Source organism: Nostoc sp. 'Peltigera membranacea cyanobiont' 232, assembly GCF_002245985.1.
Lineage (GTDB): Bacteria > Cyanobacteriota > Cyanobacteriia > Cyanobacteriales > Nostocaceae > Nostoc.
In genome coordinates this window covers 1-23,826 of record NZ_NOLK01000032.1, presented here as the reverse complement: position 1 = coordinate 23,826, position 23,826 = coordinate 1, and the positions used below count along the sequence as shown (strand labels likewise).

Here is a 23,826-nt window from a genome sequence, read left to right as displayed (position 1 = left end):
CTACCTATATTTCATACGTAGGAAGATTGCATTATGTAAATATTTTATATTCGCTGCCATCAAAAGCCAGCATACCATTCTTGGCAAATACGCTAAAGCCATCTAAAAATTCTATAGCTGATTCATTCTCTGCATGAGGTCGATTTTGCTCATCAAGCAGTACTTTATGTGGACGTTGACAGGTGAAACAGAAATCTTGAAAAAAGAATGTCCAACCACACGCGCACCAATGCAACGCCACAAAATGGTTCAGCATCTATGCCCGTTAACCCGGAAGGGAAGAATCAACTTTATCTAGAACAATTTTTACAGCATCCATGATGACATCAGGTTGATCTACCCAGATAAAATGACCGCTATTACTTGCTTGAAGTTGAGTACAGTTTGTTGATAAATTCAGTAACTCTACGTGCATCTGCTTTCGCACTTGGTTAGCACCTTGCAGAGGAATAAAAAGAGTCCAGAAAGAAGGTTTGAAAAAAGAATTTGCTTTGATATTAACTATAGGCAAATCGCCAAATTGGTTAGCTATCCTAACCTCACGTCCACTAGCACTTAGATTTAACATTTCTCGGCTCATTGTAACCCAGTGTTTAGGACGGCAAAAGGAACGTTTTATAGAATTAAGTGAGTGATTAGGAAATCTACTTAATTCTGGCTTCAGTAGTTCAAATACTTTGCATATCCTCATTAATCGAATAATGCCAAGTATCGAGCCTAGAATAGACATCACAAAGCCGGATATAAAAAAGAGTTTCAATGCTTGCAACTGAAAAGACATTTTGAGCATTTCAGTTTCATGCAGTCCGTCTGTAAGTATCATTCCAACAACCTTGTGAGGAAAGCGATGGGCATACAGCCGGACATTGTAGCTACCAAAGGAATCTCCTATCAAAATGTAGGGTGGTTTAATTCCTGCTTTGGTAAGCAGTGTATCTAATTCTGTCACAATTTGATTGCTGGTTCGGGGATGTGGGCTGCGATCGCTCCATCCATAACCCGCTCGGTCATAGATACATACTTGTCCTAACTTCGCCAATTCTTCAACTAAAAGATAGCCCTCAATTCCTCCTAAGCTGTGGTCTAGAACAATTGTTGGACTAGCTTCTCCTGCAATATAAAGATGTAGACGATATCCACCCACATCAAACATTTGACCAGGGGGCAGCTTTTGATCTTCAAGCCAGCAGGCGATCGCTTGATAAAGTGTTGTAGCAACTAGCAGAAAAACTCTGATTATAATCAACATAGTTAAGTTTTCTTGCCAGTTAAAATGGCAGTTAGAAACCGCGTCTACAAGAGACTTTACCCACCTCCGATGGGTTTCAAAGCCTCTTTAGCGGCGAATTGCATTCGCTTGGGCTTAAGTTGGCTTGCTAGCCACTCACCAACGATACCAACACGCCATTGGGATCGCGGACACGAGCAATAGTTTGTCCCCCATGAGTTTTAGGTGCATCTAATGCTTTTGCGCCTGCTCCGATCGCTCTCATATAAGCGCTGCCAACATCAGGAGTGATAAATGATATCTGGATTAATGGCGGTGGTTGTGTGGGATCGTTGGGATAGAAACCGCCAGAAAATAACTTTTGTGCTTCGCTACTGGAGGAGAAAGCTAGTGTGGTGTTTCCAGTTTCGATTTCGGCCCAGATAGATTGCCCCTTATCCTGGAGAGTACGACGAACTAGACCAAAAGCTTTTTCGTAAAATTCAACAGTTTTAACTACATCTTCTACCCAGATGACCGTGTAACCAAATTTCACAGTTTTTTCTCCTTATTTTCAGGTAGGGGCAATTCATGAATTGCCTCTACCGCGTCTAGTTTTGCGTAAATCCTATTTGTAAGGTTTTCTAACCCAGGTCGCTGGGTAAAGTCTCGTGTAGACACGGTTTATAACCGCCCTTTAACTTTCTAGTATGTAAGGGGCTGTTGCTAGAGTTTGCGCCCCTGCTTGCATCATTTCCATATTTGATGGCGACCAATGATGAGACCCTTGACAGTGATGTGCTGCTAGTAATCCCCATAATCCTCTGGGAATCAAAATTGGTACAACCAGGTTGGCACGAACCTGCATATTGCGGAGAAAATCTCGGTGACAAGATTCGATTGGCTCTAATTCAATATCAGCGATCGCTTTTACCCTTCCTGCCAAGTATAAAGCAGCATACTCGTCGTTAAAACAACCATCTGGGCCAGTGGTACCCAGTATTGAAAATTCTTGAGAACTCAAGGATTCAAAAGTAACTTGTCCTTGCCACTGTCCGTAAAAGTAATACAACACTACCCGATCAACCTGAAGTGATTCTCTGAGTTGATTGGTTGTTTGCCGGACTAACTCATCGCGCTGCATTGTTTTAACAAGGCGATCGAGCAAATTTTGCAAACCCTGTTCATAGCGATCGCGGCTATGGTTAAATTCGGAGTGAGGATGAATTTGCACGGTTCTAAAATGATGACTAAGTAAATGCTGCCGGATTTATATAGTAATTTATTAGACTTTCATTTAAATACATTGTTGTATTTATAGCAGCAATTCAATTGTAACGAAACATAATACTAGTGAACCTCTTCCGTGAATTTAAAATAAATTATTAAGAAGTTGCAATTTTTAATCTGCACTAGGGATGATTCATAATTATAAATTTAAAGTTAAGAATTTTGGAATTTTACACATAATATGTACATTGAGTTTTTGATAGCATTAATATAGCGATCGCTCGTTTGTATGCAATGGACTTTGGGAGCTTCCCAAATGTGCAAGTTTAATTTACATCCGAGATTCTGGCTTATCCCGGAGAACCCCTGCGGGGAAGCAAGCTACGCGCAGCATCTCGTAAGAGTTGGACACATAGACGCAAAGCGGCTTCCCGCAGGGTAGGACACAAAGAGAAGAGGATTTAAAATGGTTTTTACGTCAGTTCCGTATATTTTTGCCAAATTGGGATGCTCCCTAGACTTTTACCTCTCCCAAAAGGCTATGGTATACAGACTGTTATGTGACAAGTCAGTTTGTATTTATAGTTACAGAAAATTCTCAGCTAATATAGCCTTCCGATTTGATTTCTGAAAATATCCGTAGGATGTGTTAGCACGGAGAGTACGGCATCAAACCCTTGATAAGAGTGCGTTACGAACTGCATTCTAACATACTCTATAATACCTAATTTAGTTCAAAAATCAAATAGTAATCCTATATATGGTTAAAAACTCATTGTAAAAAAAAGAGCAGTTGCATAATACAATTGCTCTAAAAAAATACTTAGATAAATATTTTCTACCTATCCACAGACCCCATAATCACATCAACACTACCGAGAATGACCACAATATCTGCAACTTTCATTCCGCGCAGTAAATGTGGAACAATCTGGAGATTATTGAAATCTGCGGCGCGAATCTTCCACCGTGCAGGGAAGACATTATCATCGCCAACTAGATAAATTCCCAATTCACCTTTGCCACTTTCGACACGAGCGTAGATTTCACCTTTAGGAATCTTGAAAGTAGGAGAAACCTTTTTACCAATAAATTGGTAATCAAAAGCATCCCACTCAGATTTTTTACCTGCGGCTAAACGCTTGGCTTCCAGATTTTCGTAAGGGCCGCCAGGAAGTCCTTTAAGTGCTTGGCGAAGAATCTTCACCGATTCGCGCATTTCCCGCATCCGCACTACATAACGGGCAAAGCAATCACCGGCAGTTTCCCACTGCACATCCCAGTCGAAATCGTCGTAACATTCGTAATGGTCAACTTTCCGCAAATCCCATTGCACGCCAGAAGCACGTAACATTGGGCCAGAAAGTCCCCAGTTAATTGCTTCTTCACGGGTGATAGTACCAATACCCTCAACACGTCGCCGGAATATGGGGTTATCGGTTACTAAGCGTTCGTACTCATCAACTTTGGGTATTAAGTAGTCGCAGAATTCAAAACACTTATCTACCCAACCGTAAGGTAAATCGGCAGCCACTCCACCAACGCGGAAGTAGTTGTTATTTACCATCCGATAACCTGTGGCAGCTTCCCACAAATCATAAATCATCTCTCGTTCGCGGAACTGGTAGAAGAAGGGAGTTTGTGCGCCTACGTCAGCAAGGAAGGGGCCAAACCATAGCAAGTGGTTAGCGATGCGGTTCAACTCCAACATGATGACGCGGATGTAGCTAGCCCGTTTGGGAACAGCGACACCTGCAAGTTTTTCTGGGGCGTTAACAGTGACGGCTTCGTTGAACATTCCCGCAGCGTAGTCCCAACGACTAACGTAAGGGACATACATTACATTAGTACGGTTCTCAGCGATTTTTTCCATTCCCCGGTGCAAATAGCCGATAACTGGTTCACAGTCAACGACATCCTCGCCATCCAGAGTCATGATTAGCCGCAGAACCCCGTGCATTGAAGGGTGGTGTGGCCCCATGTTTAGCACCATTGGTTCAGTGCGGGTTTCTAGTCTGGTCATAGATTTGGTGTTCTCCCGTTGTGTTCGTGTAGCGTGCCGAAGGCAAATTTTGAATTGAACCGCTTAGATGCCAACCAGAATGTTTCAGTTTGTTGCACTTCTTCAATTATTATATGGAAGCTCGATATCCACTTAATTAAGGCATCGGATTTTTTTCACTTCATCGTGCTGAAACAAGGGGACAATGCCCAATGCATAATGCCCAACAACTTCTGAGTTTTTACGTAAGCCATAGAGATGTTGTGTCAGTTATATTACAGTTTTCTGACGCTAATACATATCTATGACTTTCAATCAAGAGCGTTTTGATAAGCTAATTCAGAAGTTAGAAGTTTTTGCTAATAAACAACCGTATCTTTATAAATTGCATGTTGCTTTTTTGGCTACTTTGGGCTACGCATATATCTTTTTGGTTCTAGCTGTAACGTTGACTTTGTTAGTAAGTATTATCTTTGGGATAGTTAATGCTCAGTCAATTTCTAACTTATCTTTGACAGGTCTTTTGTTTTTGCTGACGTTAGCATTCGTATTACTGCGATCGCTATGGGTTTCTTTTCCTCCACCTACAGGTTTACCACTACAACCCAAAGATGTACCCAATCTCTATTCTTTAATTAACGAAATCTCATCGAAGTTACAAGCCCCACAGTTTCACCACATCTTACTGACCAACGATTTTAATGCATGGGTTGTCCAAAGACCACGCTTAGGTTTGCTGGGATGGCAGCAAAATTACTTAATTGTCGGTCTACCGCTCATGCTAGCACTGCCACCCGAACAATTTTGTGCCGTCCTAGCCCATGAACTGGGACATTTATCAGGAAATCACAGCCGCTTTAGTGGTTGGATTTATCGCCAACGTGAAACTTGGTATCGCATTGTTACAGGACTCCGACAAAGTGGACATGAAATATTATCGTTAGTTTTTCAACTGTTTTTGATATGGTACATCCCATTTTTTAATGCCTATTCTTTTGTATTAGCACGGATGAATGAATATGAAGCAGATAGATGTGCTGTTGATTTAACGGGAGAACAAAATACTGCTAAAGCTTTGATAAGTTTAGAGGTCAAATCTAGATTTTTAGAAAGATATTTTTGGTCTAGTATTTATAAACAAATAGAGACAGAAATTGAACCACCGAAAACGACTTATATGGATATGAAGCAGGTTTTAAGCCAGAGACTTCATCAGGAAATCACAACTACTTATTTAAGTGAAGCTTTAACGGAAAAAACCAACAATGCTGATACTCACCCTTGCCTGACAGATAGATTAAAAGCCTTGGGATATATCCCCGATACTCAGAAAGAATTAGCCATCTTTGCACCAATTGAAATTAGCGCTGCCCAAGAGTTTTTAGGAGATAAGTTAGAAAAATTTATTGATTATTTTAGTCAAGGTTGGCGAGAAAAGATAGCAACACCTTGGCGACAAAAATATGCTGAATTTCAAAAATCGATAGCTACATTAAAAGATTTAAATCACAAATCGCAAAAACAACACCTAACCCTAGAAGAAGCTAGTCAGCAAGCATTTTTGACATTGGAACTTGAGGGCGAAGAAGCTGTTATACCTCTATTACAAGAAATTATTCATCGTGATGCTTACCATGCATCAGCTAATTATTTACTAGGTCAAATATTATTAAAAAAACAAGATGCGACTGGAATAGAATACATTGAGAAGGCAATAGAGCAAGACTCAAGTATAGTCATAGGAGGTTGTCAGATAATTTGCTATTTTCTTAAAACCCAAGGTAAAAACAATGAGGCAAAGTCTTATCAAGAACGTGCCGAAAATTATCACAAATTAATTTTAAAAGGACAGAAAGAGCGGTCTAAATTGAAAAGTGATGATAAGTTTTACCCTCATAATATTTCGGATATAGAGGTAAATAAGCTTTGTCAGCAGTTATCTCATTATCCGCAGATAATAACTGCTTATTTAGTTCAAAAAAATCTGCAATATTTTCCTGAAAAACCACTTTATGTTTTAGCTGTAAAGCGTGGATTTAGTTTTTGGGAAGGTAGTCGTATTTATGAAACCGATAACTCTAAAATTGTTCAGAGCTTATTAAAGGAAAATGAATTGACCGATAATGTATTCATTTTTATTTTAAATAGCAATTTAAGGATGGAGAAAAAATTAAAACGGATATCAAATTCGATGATTTACCAGAAAAAAGGTAAAAACTAGGATGAATTAGATCCCCGACTTCTTTAAGAAGTCGGGGATCTGGACAACGCGAATTTATGCCTACGGCAGGCTACGCCAACACAAATCAAATAGAATTGCTATAGATGCTTAAAGTTCAACACCTAGCATCAGCTTTAGGTGTGGAATTTATGATATTTTCCTTTAGTGTCTTTGTGGTTTAAAAACTATTTTTTAGCTATAAACCCGCAAAGACACAAAGAAAAGAATACATAATTAAAGTTCATCTGTGGTTTTTTGCCCTTAGTCTCATGAATCGTCAGCTAGCTATTGAAGAACCGATATTTTCCCATCTACCAGTTTTACCGCAGGAAGTTATTGCAGGTCTAGCGGTATCTCCAGGAGGTCATTATCTTGATACGACGGTAGGCGGTGGAGGTCACAGCCGTTTGATTTTAGCAGCTGCACCAGATGTGCGGGTAACGGCGATTGACCAAGATGAGGATGCTTTAGCAGCAGCGAGGAAAGAATTAGCTGAGTTTGGCGATCGCGTACAATTTATTTATAGCAATTTTGCTGACTACAAATATCCCCCTAATACTTTCAACGGTATTCTCGCCGATTTGGGCGTGAGTTCTTACCATTTAGACCAAGCAGAAAGGGGTTTCAGCTTTCGCCATGCTGCAAATTTAGATATGCGAATGGATCGAGGGCGATCGCTAACTGCTGCTGATGCGATCAATAATTGGGATGAAGCAGAATTAGCTGATATTTTCTTTAAGTACGGCGAAGAGAGATTATCGCGGCGCATTGCTAGACGCATTGTCGAACGGCGGCCGTTGCACACGACTACAGAATTAGCTGATGCGATCGCATCTTCTGTTCCTCCAAAATACCGTTATGGGAGAATTCATCCCGCTACTCGTGTTTTTCAAGCTCTGCGAATTGTCGTCAACGACGAGTTAAAATCTCTAGAAACCTTTTTAGATAAAGCACCAAATGCCCTTGTCCCTGGTGGCAGAATTGCGATTATCAGTTTTCACAGTTTGGAAGATCGCCCAGTGAAGCATGGTTTAAGAAATTCACCTTTATTAAAGGTCTTGACAAAAAAGCCGATTATTGCTGGAGAAGAGGAAATTGGTAAAAATCCGCGATCGCGATCGGCCAAACTGAGAATAGCTGAAAAGGTGCTGAATATTGAGTAAGGTGATGAGCAGATAAAGAGACAGGGGACTAGAGGGAATACGGTTCGGATAAGGTTTTTTGATGACACGCCCTAGATCGCAAAGACGCGATAAATCGCCGTCTCTACAAAGGACTGATTATTGTAAAGACGGCGATTTATCGCGTCTCTTACCTTAACCGAACTCTCCAATTCCCAATTCCTTAAAAGAGCGATCTGTTAATCTAGCGTTGTTGGTAAGTTAAAAAATAATAAATGGAAATTAGTAATCTGTTTACAGCAGGTGGCGTAGTCATGTGGCCTCTGCTGGGTTTTTCTTTGTTAGGCGTAGCCCTGATTATCGAACGGATCATCTTTTGGGTAAGGATAAATAATCGGCAAAATAAGGTAGTGCGAGAGGTGTTACAGCTTTATCGCCTTAATAATGTAGTTAGTGCTTTAGATAAATTGCAGAAGAATGCTGATTTACCAATCGCTCGAATTTTTTTAGCAGCTTTAGAATTAGAGGAGGCGACACCAGAAGAATTTCGTTTGGCATTAGAAAGTGAAGCACAAGGCGAAATTCCCTTACTGAAGCGATCGCAAAACATTTTTGAGACAATTATTGGTCTTGCGCCTCTGTTGGGGCTTCTAGGCACTGTCTTAGGATTAATTAACTCCTTTGCCTCTCTAAATATTGGAGATGTGGGAGGTAGTAAAACAACAGGTGTAACATCTGGAATTAGTGAAGCTTTAGTATCCACAGCATCAGGGTTAGTAGTAGCAATCTTTACATTATTATTTGCTAATACCTTCCGCGGACTCTACCAGCGCCAGATAGCTTGGATTCAAGAATATGGTGGACAGTTAGAATTACTCTACCGCCGTCGCTATGAAAGAGGTGATAAATCTTATGTGCCTAATAGATAAAGCGGAATTGGGTAATTGTAAATTAGGAATCGGTAATTGGGATTAGTTTACTACTTGTTACCGATTTTGCTCTGCAATTTTTGACTCTAATATTGTTCTAAAATAACAAATAGCTTTTTTCAATACAGTTTTCGAGGGAATATTCCATGACTATTTGGGTAAATGAGCAAATTGATCCGTCTGGGATGATTCATGCCTGTATTGCTACTTGTAATGAATCTCAAGCTAAAGAGTGTCATGATTCATTTCAGAATAATTTGACTGAAAATCAAAAGGCAGCAGGTTGGGTAGCGCAATTGCGGACAGTCGATTCTTGGGATGAAGTACCGGTGAATTCTTTAAAACTCAATTAATTGGGTGAGATGGAGTTCATTGTTGGGGTTTTGATCGAATAAATTTCAGGAGCGTAGGCGTAGTCCGCTATATGCATCGCTTGTCTATGACACTCTGCATCTATGCTAATGGCTACAGCGATCGCAACAAATCCTATGAGAACAGGTTAATAAAGGATAAAATTCGGATTAAAATTCTCAAATTATTAGTAAACTGCTTCTAAAAAAAGTAACATAAGATAAGAAAATGATGATTTTTCTGTACTTTTAAGAGCTATCATCTATACCGTAGATTAAATTAAAAAACTTGTATTAGCCGAATCAATTTAGTGAACTATCCCAAAGTTTACACTTCGGAGCAAGCCTGTCCTATTAATTTAGTTGGCGAAACGGGACAAGCGGTTCAAATTTCAATTCATGCTCCCAGTCAATATATCTGTGCTAACTGCGAACGGATATTACCAGATTGGAAACGGCAGCCATTTTTACGAGTCGTGATTGTCTTACAGCGATCGCGTTATCAATTAGTCAAAAAGACAGCAGAAGTAGAGTCAGAGAAAGAACGCTTACGAGAAAAGTTTATGAGATTTGGCTGTGATTTAGCATTTAATCTGCGCGATCGCGGCTATTTAACTGACCTGATCGATCCTCGTACAGGCTACCCTTTACTGTCTCATCCCGGCGCAATTCCTCACGATGACACAGCAGTTGTCAAAGCCTTACTTAACTATCCAGTGATTAAAAATCAATGCCGTGTGTTAATTCATCCCGAATGGGGTGCAGCAGTTTATCCTAGCATTTTGATATCAGAAGCTCCCCCAATTGCGATCGAATGGGTTACAAAAGGCATAGCAGCCATGCATGGGTGGAGAGAAATTGATTATTAATTGGGCGTTGGATCGCTCTCCTTTATATTTGGGTTATTCATTCAGAGTTAATCTGGCGGGTGTCAATTTTGAGGCTGATCAAATTTACAAATATATTCTGGTTTTCTAGGACATATTTTGTGTGCGATCGGGTTATTTATAATATCAATAATAATCAAGTGAGTCAGAGTGGATAAAGGCTTAATATCGCTGATTTTATTTGATTTAAGGTCGAGAGAAATCAAATGAGTCAGAGTGGACAAAGGTTTGATATCGCTAATTTCATTTACGGATAGGTAGAGAATAGTCAAATTATTCAGAGTGGACAAAGGCTTGATATCGCTGATTTCATTTGAGCCGAGGCTGAGAGTAGTCAAATTATTCAGAGCGGACAAAGGCTTGATATCGCTGATTTCATTTGAGCCGAGGCCGAGTACAGTCAAATTATTCAGAGCGGACAAAGGCTTAATATCGCTGATTTCATTTGAGGGGAGGTCGAGTCCAGTCAAATTATTCAGGGCAGACAAAGGCTTGATATCGCTGATTTCATTTGAGGGGAGGTCGAGTCCAGTCAAATTATTCAGAGTGGACAAAAGCTTGATATCCCTGATTTTATTTGAGCCGAGGCTGAGAGTAGTCAAATTATTGAGAGCGGGTAAAGGCTTGATATTGCTGATTTTATTTGAGTCGAGGTCAAGTACAGTCAAATTATTCAGAGCGGACAAAGGCTTGATATCGCTGACTTCATTTGAGCCGAGGCTGAGAGTAGTCAAATTATTCAGAGCAGACAAAGCCGTGATATCGCTGATTTTATTTGAGCGCAGGGAAAGAGAAGTCAAATTAGTCAGAGCAGACAAAGGCTTGATATCGCTGATTTTGTTGAAGTTAAGAGAGAGTTTAGTCAAATTAGTCAGAGCGGATAAAGGCTTGATATCGTTGATTTTGTTGAACCTGAGGTCGAGAGAAGTCAAATTAGTTAGAGCGGACAAAGGCTTAATATCGCTGATTTTATTTGTGTTGAGGTCAAGAGAAGTCAAATTAGTTAGAGCGGACAAAGGGTTGATATCGCTGATTTGATTGAAGCCGAGAGAGAGTTTAGTCAAATTAGTCAGTTTTTGGTTAGCCTGCTTGCAATTTTGAGTCTGGGCTTTTTCTAACAGTACCTCAACAGTATGTTTTGTCTGTGGAGGTAAAGTTGATTTCTGCTGACACCAATCTGTAAAGCTTTTAGGATTTTGCAAAGGAGTAGCAATAGTCTGTGTGCTGTAAAATCCCAAAGCAAAAGTAAATATTGTGGCGATGCTTGATGTAAGTTTCATTGTGATTTTTTATCTGGATTTAGTAGCCTATTTGCTAGTTCATAGATGGAATAATTGACTAAAGGCATAGCACCATCTATACATGGATGGACAAAGTGAGTTAGTAGTCTCGTTTAAAGCTCATCAAATTGACAAATAGATTCTGGCTTTACAGGACATATTTTGGATGCAATCTGATTATTCTTAATATTAATAAAAGTCAATTTTTTCAGAGCGGATAGAGACTTGATATCGCTGATTTTATTTGAGTTAAGGGAGAGTTCAGTCAAATTAGTCAGATTAGACAAAGGCTTAATATTGCTGATTTCATTTGATTCAAGGGAGAGAATAGTCAAATTAGTCAGATTAGACAGAGGCTTGATATCGATGATTTCATTTGAGTTGAGGTAGAGATAAGTCAAATTAGTCAGAGCAGATAAAGGCTTTATATCCCTGATTTCATTCTCTCGGAGAGAGAGAGAAGTTAAATTAGTCAGAGTTGACAAAAGCTTGATATCACTAATTTTATTTGAGCGGAGGGAGAGAGCAGTCAAATTAGTCAGAGCAGACAAAGGCTTGATATTGCTGATTTCATTTGTGTCAAGGTTAATAGAAGTCAATTTTTTCAGAGCAGACAAAGGCTTGATATCGCTGATTTCATTTATGCCGAGGTCGATAGAAGTCAATTTTTTCAGAGCAGACAAAGGCTTGATATCACTGATTTTATTTGAGTGCAGGTCGATTTCAGTCAAATTAGTCAGAGCAGATAAAGGTTTAATATCGCTGATTTCATTGAAATTGAGGTTGAGAGAAGTCAAATTAGTCAGAGCAGACAAAGGCTTGATATTGCTGATTTCATTTGAGCCGAGGTCGAGAGAAGTCAAACTAGTCAGAGCAGACAAAGGCTTGATCTCACTGATTTTATTTGAGTTGAGGGAGAGTTTAGTCAAATTAGTCAGCTTTTGGTTAGCCTGGTTGCAATTTTGAGTCTGGGCTTTTTCTAAAAGAACCTCAACAGTATGTTTTGTCTGTGGAGGTAAAGTTGATTTCTGCTGACACCAATCTGTAAAGCTTTTGGGATTTTGCAAAGGAGTAGCAATAGTCTGTGTGATGTAAAATCCGAAAGCGAAAGTAAATATTGTGGCGATGCTTAATTTAAGTTTCATTGTGGTTTTTTTTCTTGATTTAGTAGACTGTTTGCTAATTGCTATGTTGAATCAATCAGTAAAGGTATAGCACCTATATATAGGTGTACTGAGGTCAGCTATCAATCTTAATTGAAACTAATTAAAATGACAAAAATATTCTGATTTCAAAGGACATATTTTGGAGGCGATCGGGTTATTCTTAATATCAATATAATTCAACTTTGTTAGAACAGATAAAGCTTTGATATCACTGATTTTATTTGAATCAAGACCGAGAGAAGTCAAATTAGTCAGAGTGGACAAAGGCTTGATATCGCTGATTTTATTTGAGTCTAGGGAGAGAAAAGCCAAATTAGTCAGAGTGGACAAAGGCTTAATATCACTGATTTCATTTGAGTGAAGAGAGAGTTCGGTCAAATTAGTCAGAGCGGATAAAGGTTTGATATCGCTGAGTTGATTTGATTCTAGGGAGAGAAAAGCCAAACTAGTCAGAGTGGACAAAGGGTTGATATCGTTGATTTCATTTGAGTAGAGGCTGAGTCGAGTCAAATTAGTCAGAGTAGACAAAGCCTTGATATTGCTGATTTTATTTACTTCGAGAGAAAGAGAAGTCAAATTAGTCAGAGCGGACAAAGGCTTGATATCGCTGATATAATTTAAACCGAGGGAGAGAGAAGTCAAATTAGTCAGTTTTTGGTTAGCTTGCTTGCAGTTTTGAGTCTGGGCTTCTTTTATAAGTACCTCAACAGTATATTTTGTCTCTTGAGGTAAAGTTGATTTCTGCTCACACCAATTTGTAAAGATTTTGGGATTTACCAGAGGAGCAGCAATAGTCTGGGTAGTGTAAAATCCCAAAGTAAAAGTAAATATTGTGGCGATGCTTGATATAAGTTTCATTGTGATTTGTTATATTGATTAAGTAGACTATTTGCGATTTCATAGATGGAATTAGAGACTAAAACTATAGCAACTATACATAGATAATAAAGTGAGTTATGAGTCTCATCTAAGGTTCATAAAATTGACAAATTGATTCTGGTTTTACAGGACATTTATTGATTACTAGAAAATTATTGTTAATATTAATAAACTTCAACTTTTTAAGTGTAGACAAAGGCTTAATCTCAGTGATTTTATTTGAGCCGAGGTCGAGAAAAGTTAAATTCGTCAGAGTGGACAAGGACTTTATATCACTAATTTGATTCAAATTGAGGGAGAGAATAGTCAAATTAGTCAGATTGGACAAAGGCTTAATCTCAGTGATTTTATTTGAGCCGAGGTCGAGAAAAGTCAAATTAGTCAGAGTGGACAAGGGCTTGATATCGCTGATTTGATTTCCGACGAGGGAGAGAATAGTCAAATTAGTCAGATTGGACAAAGGCTTAATCTCAGTGATTTTATTTGAGCCGAGGTCGAGAACAATTAAATTAGTCAGAGTAGACAAAGGCTTGATATCGCTGATTTGATTTGAGTGGAGCAAAAGAACAGTCAAATTAGTCAGAGTAGACAAAGGCTTGATATCACTGATTTGATTTGATCTTAAGGAAAGAGAAGTCAAATTAGTCAGAGCAGACAAAGGCTTGATATCACTGATTTGATTTGAGTTAAGGTCAAGAAAAGTTAAATTAGCCAGCTTTTGGTTAGCCTGCTTGCAATTTTGAGTTTGGGCTTTTTTTAAAAGAACCTCAACAGTATGTTTTGTCTCTTGAGGTAAAGTTGATTTCTGCTGGCACCAATCTGTAAAGCTTTTGGGATTTTCCAGAAGAGCAGCAATGGTCTGTGTGGTGTAAAATCCCAAAGTAAAAGTAAATATTGTGGCGATCGCTAAAGTAAGTTTCATTGCATGAGATTATACTTTCAATGTATGCAATTACACTATACAAGGATTACCTAAAACTTGGTATAAAAAAGTAGTTCAGGAAAAATAAAATCAGCTATTTTTCGGTCGCCGCAGTTTCTTAGAATTAATCGGGCCGAGAATTTGATTAAGGCTACGCAACTGTTCTGCTGTACCCATACCAATTAGCCGATCTCCAGGCATTAACACCGTATCGCCAGTAGGGCCACCAATTAAAGTCCCATCAGCGCGGCGAATTGCCAGAACTAATGCCCCAGATTGCGATCGCAATCTCGCTTTTTGCAAACTCTGACCCACAAAGGGACAAAAAGCCGGGTCAAGTAAAAATTCTTCCATATACAACTGACGGTCTGCACCTGTCAAAATTCCGTCTACAAAGTCCAATACTTGCGGTCTAAGTGCCGCAGCAGCCATGCGCTTCCCACCAGTAATATAGGGTGATATCACCTCATCTGCGCCACCGCGTCGTAACTTCTGCAAAGCTTCTTCTGTACTGGCGCGGGCAATGACCCGAATTCCCGAATTCAGTGTTTTTGCTGATAAAACTATATATAAATTTTCGGCATCGGAAGGCAGGGCTGCAACAATACACATCGCCCTTTCAATACCAACTTTCAAAAGCGTATCATCTAGGGTAGCGTCACCTTGGAATGCTGTATAACCTTCCATCTGCGCCCTTTGCACAGATTCCATATCAGCATCAATCACTACAAAAGGTACGCCTTCTGCCTGAAATTCCTTGGCAATTTGCCGACCAGTTCGACTAAATCCACAGATGATGTAATGTTCTGACAGGGATTCCATTAACCGCCTCTGTTGTTGTAGCCGAATTCCTTCTTGAAAGTAGCCTTGAATAATCGCTTCTGTAAATCTATTGACAATGTAACCAATATTGACTACACCCAACAAAATCAGGGCAATTGTAAACAATCGTCCTCGGCTACCGAGTGGGTGTGTTTCTCCGTATCCTACAGTGGCTAAAGTGATGACTGTCATGTACGCCGCATCTTCCCATGACCAGCCCTCCACTAGCCAATACCACAAAGTGCCAATGAAGAAAACACCGCCAAGAGCGATCGCCCCAGCCATTAACTCCTTTTGGATACGTTGATATTTTTGCTCAAGTGTTGAGAATGAAGTAACAATAGTACTTTTAACCTACTTTTTCTAGTTTTCTGCTAACTTTTTAGTATATTTAAACTCAGTTTGACTTTGAGGATTAACTGATGACTCAAGCCCTACAAAGAAAACTAGTTACGTTTGAAGAATTTATCACTAAATACCCTGACAACTCAAATAAACGCTACGAATTACACGATGGAGTAGTAATTGAGATGCCACCACCGATAGGCGACCATGAGGAGATTATTTTATTTTTAATCGAGAGATTTATTTTAGAATATACCCGACTGAAGCTATCTTATGGCTGTCCCAAAACAGCATTCGTAAAACCATCTGAAAGTGAATCTGCTTATTTACCAGATATGTTGTTGTTAAACCGCCCCAACCTAGTAAATGAACCTCTGTGGAAAAAAGAATCCACTCTTACTCAAGCAGAGTCAATTCCTTTGGTAGTTGAGGTCGTAAGTACAAACTGGAGAGATGATTATTTTACAAAATTGGGTCGTTATGTTCGCGTAGCGTCTCGCAGAGAAGGAGTCGGCATCCCTGAATATTGGATTGTAGACTACGCAGCACTGGGAGGCAAGCGATTTATTGGCAACCCCAAACAGCCGACAATATCGATTTATTCACTAGTTGAGGGTGAATATCAACTCGATCTGTTTCGTGGAAGCCAACCCATCCAATCACCCACTTTCCCAGAATTGGATTTAACCGCAGAGCAGATTTTTAATGCTGGTAATATCTGAACGGCATTTTTTGAACCGAAAAAATTCCTGGAATCCTTATTAAGACTGAGGTACGTTAATTTAATTAAATACGTTGTTCATTCCCCACCTGATTCTATAGCACAAAATCAAGTGGGGAATGTTGAGATATAAACGTTAACTTAAAAAGAAGTACGAATTGTGCTAAATAAAAAGTAATTTTTAGGGATTTCTAGGAAACTAGTAAATAACTATATAATGAAAAACTTTCAGGAGGAGCGGTAGTGAGCCTACAAACTCTCGTTGACGAAGCCACCATCCCCCCAGATTCAGGGTCTGTAACGTCTAATCCCTTTGATACAGATAGCTTTAATCAAGCTGTCATGTCTACCTACGGTCGGTTTCCCTTAGCCCTAGAACGGGGTGCTGGGTGCCGGGTTTGGGATACACAGGGGCGCGAATATCTAGACTTTGTAGCGGGAATTGCGACTTGTACTTTGGGACACGCCCACCCAGTTATGGTAGAAGCGGTAACACGCCAAATCCAGAAGCTGCACCATGTCTCTAATTTGTACTATATTCCTGAACAAGGAGAATTGGCAAAATGGCTCGTTGAACATTCTTGTGCCGATCGCGTATTTTTCTGCAATTCTGGGGCTGAAGCTAACGAAGCCGCAATAAAACTGGCGCGGAAATATGCCCACACAGTATTAGACATTGAAAAACCAATTATTTTAACCGCCAATGCCAGTTTCCACGGGCGGACTTTGGCTACCGTTACCGCTACAGGACAACCAAAATATCAAAAGCATTTCGATCCTTTGGTTCCTGGGTTCCACTACGTAAATTACAACGATATTAACGCTGTGGAAGTGGCGATTAGCGAGTTGGATGAAGGCGATTATCGGGTAGCAGCAATTCTAATTGAGCCATTGCAGGGAGAAGGCGGTGTGCGTCCGGGAGATGTTGCCTATTTCAAAAAGCTCCGGCAGATTTGCGATGAAACTGGCGTTTTGTTGATTTTCGACGAAGTGCAAGTTGGTATGGGGCGCAGTGGCAAATTATGGGCTTACGAACATCTCGGCGTTGAACCGGATATTTTCACCAGTGCCAAGGGCTTAGGTGGCGGTATCCCCATCGGTGCGATGATGAGCAAGAAATTCTGCGATGTTTTTCAACCAGGGGAACACGCCAGCACCTTTGGCGGCAATCCATTTGTGTGTGGTGTAGCACTCAGTGTTTGCCAGACATTGGAACGGGAAAATATTTTGCAGAATGTGCAAGACAGGGGCGATCAATTGCGAACTGGATTAAGAGCGATCGCAGCTAAATATCCTCAGTACATTGGCGAAGTTCGGGGTTGGGGTTTAATCAACGGTTTGGAGTTGCGAGCCGATATTCAACTAACCGCAGCAGATATCGTCAATGCCGCCATCAAGGAGGGTGTATTACTGGTACCTGCCGGGCCAAAAGTAGTCCGATTTGTACCACCGCTAATTGTCACAGAGGCAGAAGTAAACACTGCCTTGGAAGCTGTGGAAAAGGCGATGTCTAACGACAAGCCGTAGGGCATCTACGCAACTCTTACAAAGCGAGGATAAGTATTTGTGTCTATTTCTCGCTTTTTCTTTGTTTTATGAAAACAGAATATCAGAAGTCATAAGTTAGAAGTCAGAATCAATTCTGTACGAATGGTGAATAGCGCCGTTAATTCAAGACTTGCTAGTTTATTCTCGCGTGGGGACTCGCCGTCAGTAATTTACCCTCGTGGACTGCAATACTGCATTCGATCTAGCTCTTAGTAATTTACATATAGCGATCGCTATATGTAAAGCTATCATCACTTATTCGTCGAAAATTTCCTGGTACAGGCACTCGTCTAGCTACCTGTAAAAAGATCGTCGAGCGGTATGGCGATCGCATCTAGGCTGAGTCGGAACCGAGCGTAGGAACAGTACTTTATCTTACCCTGAACGCAAATTAAGGTATCTTTAAATATATGTACTTTACACCTGCCTAATAACTTACTAATAACTGCATGATTCATAATCAGGCATTGCGACCCATTGAAGTTTTGCTAGTTGAAAACTCTCCTAGTGATGCTAACCTAACCATCACAAGCTTCTTAAATGCCCAAATTGCCAACAACTTGTACTGGGTTGAAGATGGTGAAAGTGCTATGAACTACTTACGGGAGCAAGAAAAGTTCGCTAATTTCCCCGTCCAGACCTAATCTTACTCAACCTGAATCCCCCAGGTATGGATGGGTGGGAAGTGTTAACAGAAATCAAATCAGACCCAAATCTTGAATGCATTCCTGTTGTCATAACTACTACCTCAAATGATGAGCAGATATACTACGTTCTGATAATCTCAGTGCTAATTGCTACGTAACAAAGCCTATTGATGTCTAGCAGTTTATTCAGGTTGTGCAGTCGATCTAAAGATTTCTGGCTGATAGCAGTGACACTACCACGAACGGAATGGGGTTGGTAATTTAAATTGTTGCTTATAACAGCAGAGAAATAAGCCCTGTCTGAACCAATAGCAAATCAGGTGATTATCTAACAACTTGATATAACCCTGTACTATGGAAAAACCTATAATTCACATTTTATTAGTAGAAGATAGTCCTAGTGATGCCCATCTGCTACGTCGGATATGTTTTCATGCAGATCGAGAACAATGGCAGATGTTACATGTTGAACGGCTATCTGAAGCAATATATGCTAGCAGGGAAAACTCCGCGTCCACTGTTGATGATTCTCAGATAGAGAGTCGCAAGCAACGCAGATTCGACCTGGTTTTATTAGACCTTAGCCTCCCTGACTCTATTGGACTCGATACCTTGAAAGAATTTCGGGGAGCAGTCCCCGATATCCCAGTTGTGGTATTAACAGGGCTTGATGATGAAGATTTAGCAATGCAAGCTTTAGCAGAAGGCGCACAAGACTATCTCGTTAAAGATCAAATAACGATACAACAGTTAGTTCGTGCCATTCGCTATGCCATTGAAAGGAGCGAAATTCTCAACCAACTCCGGGATAGCGAAGAACGTACCCGTCAGGCACTGGCAAAAGAACAAGAACTCAACGAATTAAAATCGAACTTTGTAGCAATGGTCTCCCACGAGTTTCGTACCCCCATGACTACGATTCGGACGGCTGTAGATATCCTTGAATATAACAGTGAAAAACTAACTGACGATCGCAGAACTAAATACTTCGATCGAATTCAAAATGCTATCAACCAGATGCTCAATCTCTTAGATGAGATACTATTTTTGAGTAAAACTGAAGCAGCTAAACTAGAATACAAACCGACATTTCTGGATTTAGAAAAATTCTGTATTGAACTTACAGATATTCTACAAGTCAATGCAGGTAGTCAGCACAGCATTATTTTTACCTTTCAAGGTGAATCCACTCAAGCCCAAATGGATGAAGACCTACTCAATTGTATCTTCACGAATTTGATTTCCAACGCCATCAAATATTCCCCTCCAAATAACACTATTTGGTTTGATTTGATTTGTAAAGATGGTCTGGCAACTTTCCAGGTAAGAGATCGGGGAATGGGTATTCCCCTCAAAGACCAAATTTGTCTGTTTCAAACCTTTTATCGTGCCAGTAATGTGGGTGTAATTCAAGGAACAGGACTAGGACTCACTATAGTTAAAAAATGTGTGGAGTTACATGGTGGTCATGTTCAATTAGAAAGTGAGGAGAATGTTGGCACAACAGTAATTGTGACTCTGCCACTGCAATGGCTAGGCGGATAAACTAAATTTTACTGATTTAGAGACTATCAAAAAATAAATCAATAACCGTGTCACTATAGAAAATAGAGCTGCAATATTGAGCAATAGGAAGACTAAAGAACACTGTGCAGATAACATTCTTAGGGACGAGTTCCGGTGTACCGACGCGATCGCGCAATGTTTCCAGTGTCGCCCTGAGATTACCCCAAAGGGCAGAACTGTGGTTATTCGACTGTGGTGAAGGCACCCAGCATCAAATTATGCGGAGTGAACTGAAAATCAGTCAACTCTCCCGAATTTTTATCACCCACATGCACGGCGATCACATCTTTGGCTTGATGGGACTTCTTGCTACTTGCGGCTTGGCTGGCAATGTGGAACGAATTGATATATACGGCCCACCTGGATTAAATGATTACATTCAATCCGCCTCCCGTTACTCTTACACACACTTTTCTTACCCTATTAAAGTTCACGCCATCCGTCCAGGGGTAATTTATGAAGACAATGACTTCACCGTTAGCTGCGGTAATTTGCATCACCGCATTACAGCTTTCGGCTACCGCGTAGCCGAAAAAGACCGGACAGGACGCTTTGATGTGGAAAAAGCCAAAGCGTTGGAAATTCCTTCTGGTCGCATTTACGGTCAACTCAAACGCGGTGAAACTGTTACCCTTGACGACGGACGGGTAATTGATGGCACTCAATTATGCGGCCCTACAGAAATTGGTCGGAAAATCGCCTATTGTACAGACACTATTTATTGTGATGGTGCAGTAAAATTAGCTCAAGATGCAGATGTGTTAATTCACGAAGCAACCTTTGCCCATCAAGATGCAGACATGGCTTTTCAGCGCTTGCATTCCACAACCACAATGGCAGCGCAAACAGCTTTAGCTGCTGGGGCACATCGACTGATTATGAGTCATTTCAGTCCCCGCTATGCTCCCGGTAATACCTTAGAATTGAAGGATCTCCTTAAGGAAGCCCGTGCTATTTTTCCCCGTACTGACATGGCTTATGATTTCATGATTCATGAAGTACCCAGACGACGGGAAGTAGAGTTAACCAAGGTAGGCGTTTGAATTTTGGATTTTAGATTTTGGATTTTGGATTTCCTATTGAACTCTTCTAATCTAAAATCTAAAATTAACTACGTTCTACCTTGGAGTTTAGTAATCCAACTCATAACGTCCAGCAAATAGACAGCAGTTTATTTTTGCTAGTAAGTCAACTAATTAACCAATAATTTACGGTTAGCTAAGTGTATCAAAAGTATATAAATATTATGGGTTAAATGTTTTTCTAAATGTGTTTTTTATATTACAAGTTATCAAAATAACTTTAATATATAGGACTCCTATTTGATTTTTGAACAAAATTAGGTATGTAGGGTGTGTTAGAACGAAGTTCGTAACGCACCACTATCAAGGGTTTCGTGCCGTACTCTCCGCGATAACACCCTACGTATCTTTTCAGAAATCAAACCGGATTCCTATATAGTAGTGGTGTATGTCAGATAACTTTTTACTTCAATACTTAGGAAAAATAATTAATTTTCCGTCAAGATTTTTCTTTCTTAAATAAAATATTTATTGAAAATTTATTCTTCCAACACTGATTAAGAATTTATATGCCTGAATTGATGAACATGAAAGCGCCAGTTGGCATAATATTGTGCCAAGTTAGCTTGTCATCCTTGGAAGAATAATTAAGTATGCTATTGCGGCTATAGGTGTAAAAAAAATTCGCATTTCTCATAAATCTTCCAAATAAATATAGTGTTTCGATATTAGAGGAGTTTGATAGTGGCTAAGATTAGTCTGAATCAAGAGCAACAGGTTACTACTTCAGCACAAAGCGCGGTTGACATCAGACAACTATCTACTATTTTGCTTCGCCGCCGCTTTCTGATCTTCGGGGTTTCCTGCGTAGTTATGTCAGCTGCTAGTCTCTTAGCTGTCATTGCCAAACCTGCTTACCAGAGCAATATGCAGATATTGGTGAATTCCAATTTATCTCAAGGGGCACAGTCAAATAATATTCCAGTCGAGGCAAATACTCAGATTACTGATTCTAATTCTCTGGTTGTTGATTCAACTACTCAGATGAAACTCATGCTGAGTTATAAGCTTCTCCAGAAAGCTGTAGATTTACTTCATTCTGATTATCCTGATATTACCTTAGCAGATATCAATGGTCAGACAAAACAGAATAAAAAATCACCTCTAGAAGTAACTCCAGAAGAGGGAGGTATAGGAGCTAATCAAGTTTTTAGTCAAGTATTTAAAGTTTCTTTCCATGATGAAGATCCAGTCAAAGCTCAAAAAATACTTCAAGCTCTACAAAAAGTCTATCAAAACTACAATAAAGAACAACAAAAAGAACGCCTGAATCATGGACTGGCTTTTGTAAATACTCGTCTACCTGAGATAAAAAAAGAAGTCAGTAAAGCTGATAAGAATTTAGAACAATTTCGCAAAAAACATAAATTACTCGATCCCGAAGTCCAAAGTAAAATCCTGTTAGAATCTCTAGCCGATATTCAAAACCAGCTACAAAGCACTCGTGCCAACCTTCAAGATGCAAACGCTCGCTACGATAACCTAGAACAACAAATAGCGTCTTCATCCCAGCAGAATGAACTAATTTCTTCTCGTTTAAATCAGTCAAGCCGCTATCAAACATTATTGAGTGAAATTCAAAAGACTGAACTAGCATTGGCTAAAGAGAGACTGCGCTATACAGACGATTACCCATCAGTACAAAAACTAAAGCAGCAACGCCAAAGTCAATTGTCGCTATTACGACAAGAGGTGAAATCTATTACTACTAGCAGTAAGGGAGAACCCCTTTTAAAAGGGCAAATGGTAGGGGTCGATCCAACGTTAATAGACGAGTTTATTTTAGTGCAGACAACAGTTTTAGGACTAACTGCCAATGAAAAAAATCTAGCCGAGTCAGAACAGCGACTCCGTTCCGATCTCAACAAATATCCAAGCTTAATAGCAGAGTATAATCGTCTCCTCCCAAAAGTAGAAAGTAGTCATAAAACTCTTGAACAACTCCTGCAAGTGCAACAGTCTTTAGGACTGAAAATTGCTCAGGAGGGATATAATTGGCAAATTTTGACAGAACCGACTCTAGGGACTTATATGGGGAGCAACAGATTATTACTTTTGCTTGGGGGAGCGGTAATTGGGCCGATTTTAGGTATCTTAGCAGCCCTGATTTTGGAAAAATTTAATGATGCTATTTATTGTGCGGGAGATTTAAAGAAGCTGACGAATCTCCGTGTACTGGGATCGGTACCAAAACTACCGTCGCATGGTGGGAAAAAGCGGCGGCTGGGACTGTCTTGGAATGGACAACACCGAGCAAATGACTCTGTAATAGAAGCCACGACTAAATTACCCGTCCATGAGAACCTGGATATGATCTACCAAAATATTCAGATATTAAAATATCCCTTACCTTTCAAGTCGTTGATGTTTACTTCAGCACTACCAGGAGAAGGGAAGACAACCTTAGTATTAGGGCTTGTAGCTAGTGCTACTCGGATGCACCGACGGGTATTAGTTATTGATGCTAATTTGCACAAACCTAGCCTGCACAAAATCCTAGAACTATCCAACGACTGGGGACTCTCTCTGTTATTAGTTGATGAGACAACAACTCATTTTCAAGATTACATCCAGCCTATTCATCCTTCAATTGATATTTTGACTGCTGGCCCAGAACCAGAAGACACGGTAAAGTTGCTCAGTTCTCGAAGAATGAAAGAATTAATAGAGTTGTTTGAGCAAAGTTATGACTTAGTGCTGATAGATGCTCCGTCTATTTTAGGTACAGTTGATGCCAGGATTGTGGCATCTTTTTGCAATGGGATTGTGATGGTAGAGCGGATGGGTAAAGTAACCCGAAGTGAACTGACTCAAGCTACAGAAATTTTGAGTAATTTGAATTTAATTGGAATCATCGCTAATGAAGTGAGCAATTCTCAAAAGGTATTGGCATCGTAAGAT

21 protein-coding genes are annotated in these 23,826 nt (G+C 39.9%); 11 read left to right on the top strand and 10 right to left on the bottom strand.

The features are described from left to right. Positions 1–31 precede the first annotated feature (31 nt). The 5 genes from CDG79_RS13550 to CDG79_RS13530 all read right to left on the bottom strand — a co-directional run bounded on the left by CDG79_RS13550 (position 32) and on the right by CDG79_RS13530 (position 4,460). Positions 32–256 carry a DUF6745 domain-containing protein gene (locus CDG79_RS13550; protein ID WP_094342583.1) on the bottom strand — a complete coding sequence of 75 codons (225 nt, stop codon included), beginning with the start codon at positions 254–256 and terminating at the stop codon, positions 32–34. 9 nt (positions 257–265) lie between these two features. Continuing rightward, complete coding sequence (locus CDG79_RS13545) at positions 266–1,249, bottom strand: alpha/beta fold hydrolase (protein ID WP_094342582.1); 984 nt, start codon at positions 1,247–1,249, stop codon at positions 266–268. 127 nt (positions 1,250–1,376) lie between these two features. Then, positions 1,377–1,763 carry a VOC family protein gene (locus CDG79_RS13540; RefSeq protein ID WP_094342581.1) on the bottom strand — a complete coding sequence of 129 codons (387 nt, stop codon included), beginning with the start codon at positions 1,761–1,763 and terminating at the stop codon, positions 1,377–1,379. A 141-nt stretch (positions 1,764–1,904) separates the two neighbouring features. Next, a complete protein-coding gene (locus CDG79_RS13535) occupies positions 1,905–2,441 on the bottom strand; it encodes a GAF domain-containing protein (protein WP_094342580.1) in 537 nt (178 codons plus the stop codon). Positions 2,442–3,275: 834 nt separating this feature from the next. Further along, a complete protein-coding gene (locus tag CDG79_RS13530; protein ID WP_094330473.1) occupies positions 3,276–4,460 on the bottom strand; it encodes an NAD(P)H-quinone oxidoreductase subunit H in 1,185 nt (394 codons plus the stop codon). Between the two features lie 283 nt (positions 4,461–4,743). Here CDG79_RS13530 and CDG79_RS13525 point away from each other — a divergent pair, with 283 nt between their 5' ends. From CDG79_RS13525 to CDG79_RS13505, 5 genes are all read left to right on the top strand, one after another. Beyond that, positions 4,744–6,660 carry a M48 family metallopeptidase gene (locus CDG79_RS13525; RefSeq protein WP_094342579.1) on the top strand — a complete coding sequence of 639 codons (1,917 nt, stop codon included), beginning with the start codon at positions 4,744–4,746 and terminating at the stop codon, positions 6,658–6,660. A gap of 269 nt (positions 6,661–6,929) precedes the next feature. Then, a complete protein-coding gene (gene rsmH, locus CDG79_RS13520) occupies positions 6,930–7,823 on the top strand; it encodes a 16S rRNA (cytosine(1402)-N(4))-methyltransferase RsmH (RefSeq protein WP_094342578.1) in 894 nt (297 codons plus the stop codon). A 233-nt stretch (positions 7,824–8,056) separates the two neighbouring features. After that, positions 8,057–8,710 (top strand): MotA/TolQ/ExbB proton channel family protein, encoded by a 654-nt coding sequence (locus tag CDG79_RS13515; protein ID WP_094342577.1) that lies wholly within the window; start codon positions 8,057–8,059, stop codon positions 8,708–8,710. Between the two features lie 146 nt (positions 8,711–8,856). After that, entirely contained in the window at positions 8,857–9,063 is a 207-nt protein-coding gene (locus tag CDG79_RS13510; RefSeq protein WP_012411265.1) for a hypothetical protein, read from the top strand. A 308-nt stretch (positions 9,064–9,371) separates the two neighbouring features. Beyond that, positions 9,372–9,929 carry a methylmalonic aciduria and homocystinuria type D protein gene (locus CDG79_RS13505; protein WP_181154475.1) on the top strand — a complete coding sequence of 186 codons (558 nt, stop codon included), beginning with the start codon at positions 9,372–9,374 and terminating at the stop codon, positions 9,927–9,929. A gap of 62 nt (positions 9,930–9,991) precedes the next feature. On the opposite strand, the gene CDG79_RS13500 is transcribed toward CDG79_RS13505, so the two are convergent. The 5 genes from CDG79_RS13500 to CDG79_RS13480 all read right to left on the bottom strand — a co-directional run bounded on the left by CDG79_RS13500 (position 9,992) and on the right by CDG79_RS13480 (position 15,301). After that, on the bottom strand, positions 9,992–11,227 hold the full coding sequence (locus CDG79_RS13500) for a leucine-rich repeat domain-containing protein (protein WP_094342576.1): 1,236 nt from the start codon (positions 11,225–11,227) through the stop codon (positions 9,992–9,994). A gap of 113 nt (positions 11,228–11,340) precedes the next feature. After that, positions 11,341–12,372, bottom strand: coding sequence for a leucine-rich repeat domain-containing protein (locus tag CDG79_RS13495; protein WP_094342575.1), 1,032 nt, complete (start codon positions 12,370–12,372; stop codon positions 11,341–11,343). 117 nt (positions 12,373–12,489) lie between these two features. Next, positions 12,490–13,251 (bottom strand): leucine-rich repeat domain-containing protein, encoded by a 762-nt coding sequence (locus CDG79_RS13490; protein ID WP_094342574.1) that lies wholly within the window; start codon positions 13,249–13,251, stop codon positions 12,490–12,492. A gap of 109 nt (positions 13,252–13,360) precedes the next feature. After that, positions 13,361–14,194: a leucine-rich repeat domain-containing protein gene (locus tag CDG79_RS13485; protein ID WP_094342573.1), complete on the bottom strand. Its 834-nt coding sequence runs from the start codon at positions 14,192–14,194 to the stop codon at positions 13,361–13,363. A 90-nt stretch (positions 14,195–14,284) separates the two neighbouring features. Continuing rightward, positions 14,285–15,301, bottom strand: a complete 1,017-nt coding sequence (locus tag CDG79_RS13480; protein ID WP_094342572.1) for a potassium channel family protein — start codon at positions 15,299–15,301, stop codon at positions 14,285–14,287. A gap of 137 nt (positions 15,302–15,438) precedes the next feature. Between CDG79_RS13480 and CDG79_RS13475 the strand changes: the two genes are divergently transcribed. The 6 genes from CDG79_RS13475 to CDG79_RS13450 all read left to right on the top strand — a co-directional run bounded on the left by CDG79_RS13475 (position 15,439) and on the right by CDG79_RS13450 (position 23,823). Beyond that, entirely contained in the window at positions 15,439–16,083 is a 645-nt protein-coding gene (locus CDG79_RS13475; RefSeq protein ID WP_094342571.1) for a Uma2 family endonuclease, read from the top strand. A gap of 242 nt (positions 16,084–16,325) precedes the next feature. Next, positions 16,326–17,609, top strand: a complete 1,284-nt coding sequence (locus tag CDG79_RS13470) for an aspartate aminotransferase family protein (RefSeq protein WP_094342570.1) — start codon at positions 16,326–16,328, stop codon at positions 17,607–17,609. A 470-nt stretch (positions 17,610–18,079) separates the two neighbouring features. Continuing rightward, positions 18,080–18,274: a hypothetical protein gene (locus CDG79_RS45465; RefSeq protein WP_442939479.1), complete on the top strand. Its 195-nt coding sequence runs from the start codon at positions 18,080–18,082 to the stop codon at positions 18,272–18,274. Positions 18,275–18,631: 357 nt separating this feature from the next. Then, a complete protein-coding gene (locus CDG79_RS13460) occupies positions 18,632–19,822 on the top strand; it encodes a hybrid sensor histidine kinase/response regulator (protein ID WP_094342569.1) in 1,191 nt (396 codons plus the stop codon). Positions 19,823–19,926: 104 nt separating this feature from the next. After that, complete coding sequence (locus CDG79_RS13455) at positions 19,927–20,886, top strand: ribonuclease Z (RefSeq protein WP_094332666.1); 960 nt, start codon at positions 19,927–19,929, stop codon at positions 20,884–20,886. A gap of 723 nt (positions 20,887–21,609) precedes the next feature. After that, entirely contained in the window at positions 21,610–23,823 is a 2,214-nt protein-coding gene (locus tag CDG79_RS13450; RefSeq protein ID WP_189524986.1) for a GumC family protein, read from the top strand. Positions 23,824–23,826: the final 3 nt, after the last annotated feature.

What these genes read in the sequence shown, in the direction of transcription:
- CDG79_RS13550 (WP_094342583.1), bottom strand. Translation starts at nt 256, where the DNA reads ATGCTGAACCATTTTGTGGCGTTGCATTGGTGCGCGTGTGGTTGGACA.
- CDG79_RS13545 (WP_094342582.1), bottom strand. Translation starts at nt 1,249, where the DNA reads ATGTTGATTATAATCAGAGTTTTTCTGCTAGTTGCTACAACACTTTAT.
- CDG79_RS13530 (WP_094330473.1), bottom strand. Translation starts at nt 4,460, where the DNA reads ATGACCAGACTAGAAACCCGCACTGAACCAATGGTGCTAAACATGGGG.
- CDG79_RS13525 (WP_094342579.1), top strand. Translation starts at nt 4,744, where the DNA reads ATGACTTTCAATCAAGAGCGTTTTGATAAGCTAATTCAGAAGTTAGAA.
- rsmH (WP_094342578.1), top strand. Translation starts at nt 6,930, where the DNA reads ATGAATCGTCAGCTAGCTATTGAAGAACCGATATTTTCCCATCTACCA.
- CDG79_RS13515 (WP_094342577.1), top strand. Translation starts at nt 8,057, where the DNA reads ATGGAAATTAGTAATCTGTTTACAGCAGGTGGCGTAGTCATGTGGCCT.
- CDG79_RS13510 (WP_012411265.1), top strand. Translation starts at nt 8,857, where the DNA reads ATGACTATTTGGGTAAATGAGCAAATTGATCCGTCTGGGATGATTCAT.
- CDG79_RS13500 (WP_094342576.1), bottom strand. Translation starts at nt 11,227, where the DNA reads ATGAAACTTACATCAAGCATCGCCACAATATTTACTTTTGCTTTGGGA.
- CDG79_RS13495 (WP_094342575.1), bottom strand. Translation starts at nt 12,372, where the DNA reads ATGAAACTTAAATTAAGCATCGCCACAATATTTACTTTCGCTTTCGGA.
- CDG79_RS13490 (WP_094342574.1), bottom strand. Translation starts at nt 13,251, where the DNA reads ATGAAACTTATATCAAGCATCGCCACAATATTTACTTTTACTTTGGGA.
- CDG79_RS13485 (WP_094342573.1), bottom strand. Translation starts at nt 14,194, where the DNA reads ATGAAACTTACTTTAGCGATCGCCACAATATTTACTTTTACTTTGGGA.
- CDG79_RS13480 (WP_094342572.1), bottom strand. Translation starts at nt 15,301, where the DNA reads ATGGCTGGGGCGATCGCTCTTGGCGGTGTTTTCTTCATTGGCACTTTG.
- CDG79_RS13475 (WP_094342571.1), top strand. Translation starts at nt 15,439, where the DNA reads ATGACTCAAGCCCTACAAAGAAAACTAGTTACGTTTGAAGAATTTATC.
- CDG79_RS45465 (WP_442939479.1), top strand. Translation starts at nt 18,080, where the DNA reads ATGATTCATAATCAGGCATTGCGACCCATTGAAGTTTTGCTAGTTGAA.
- CDG79_RS13460 (WP_094342569.1), top strand. Translation starts at nt 18,632, where the DNA reads ATGGAAAAACCTATAATTCACATTTTATTAGTAGAAGATAGTCCTAGT.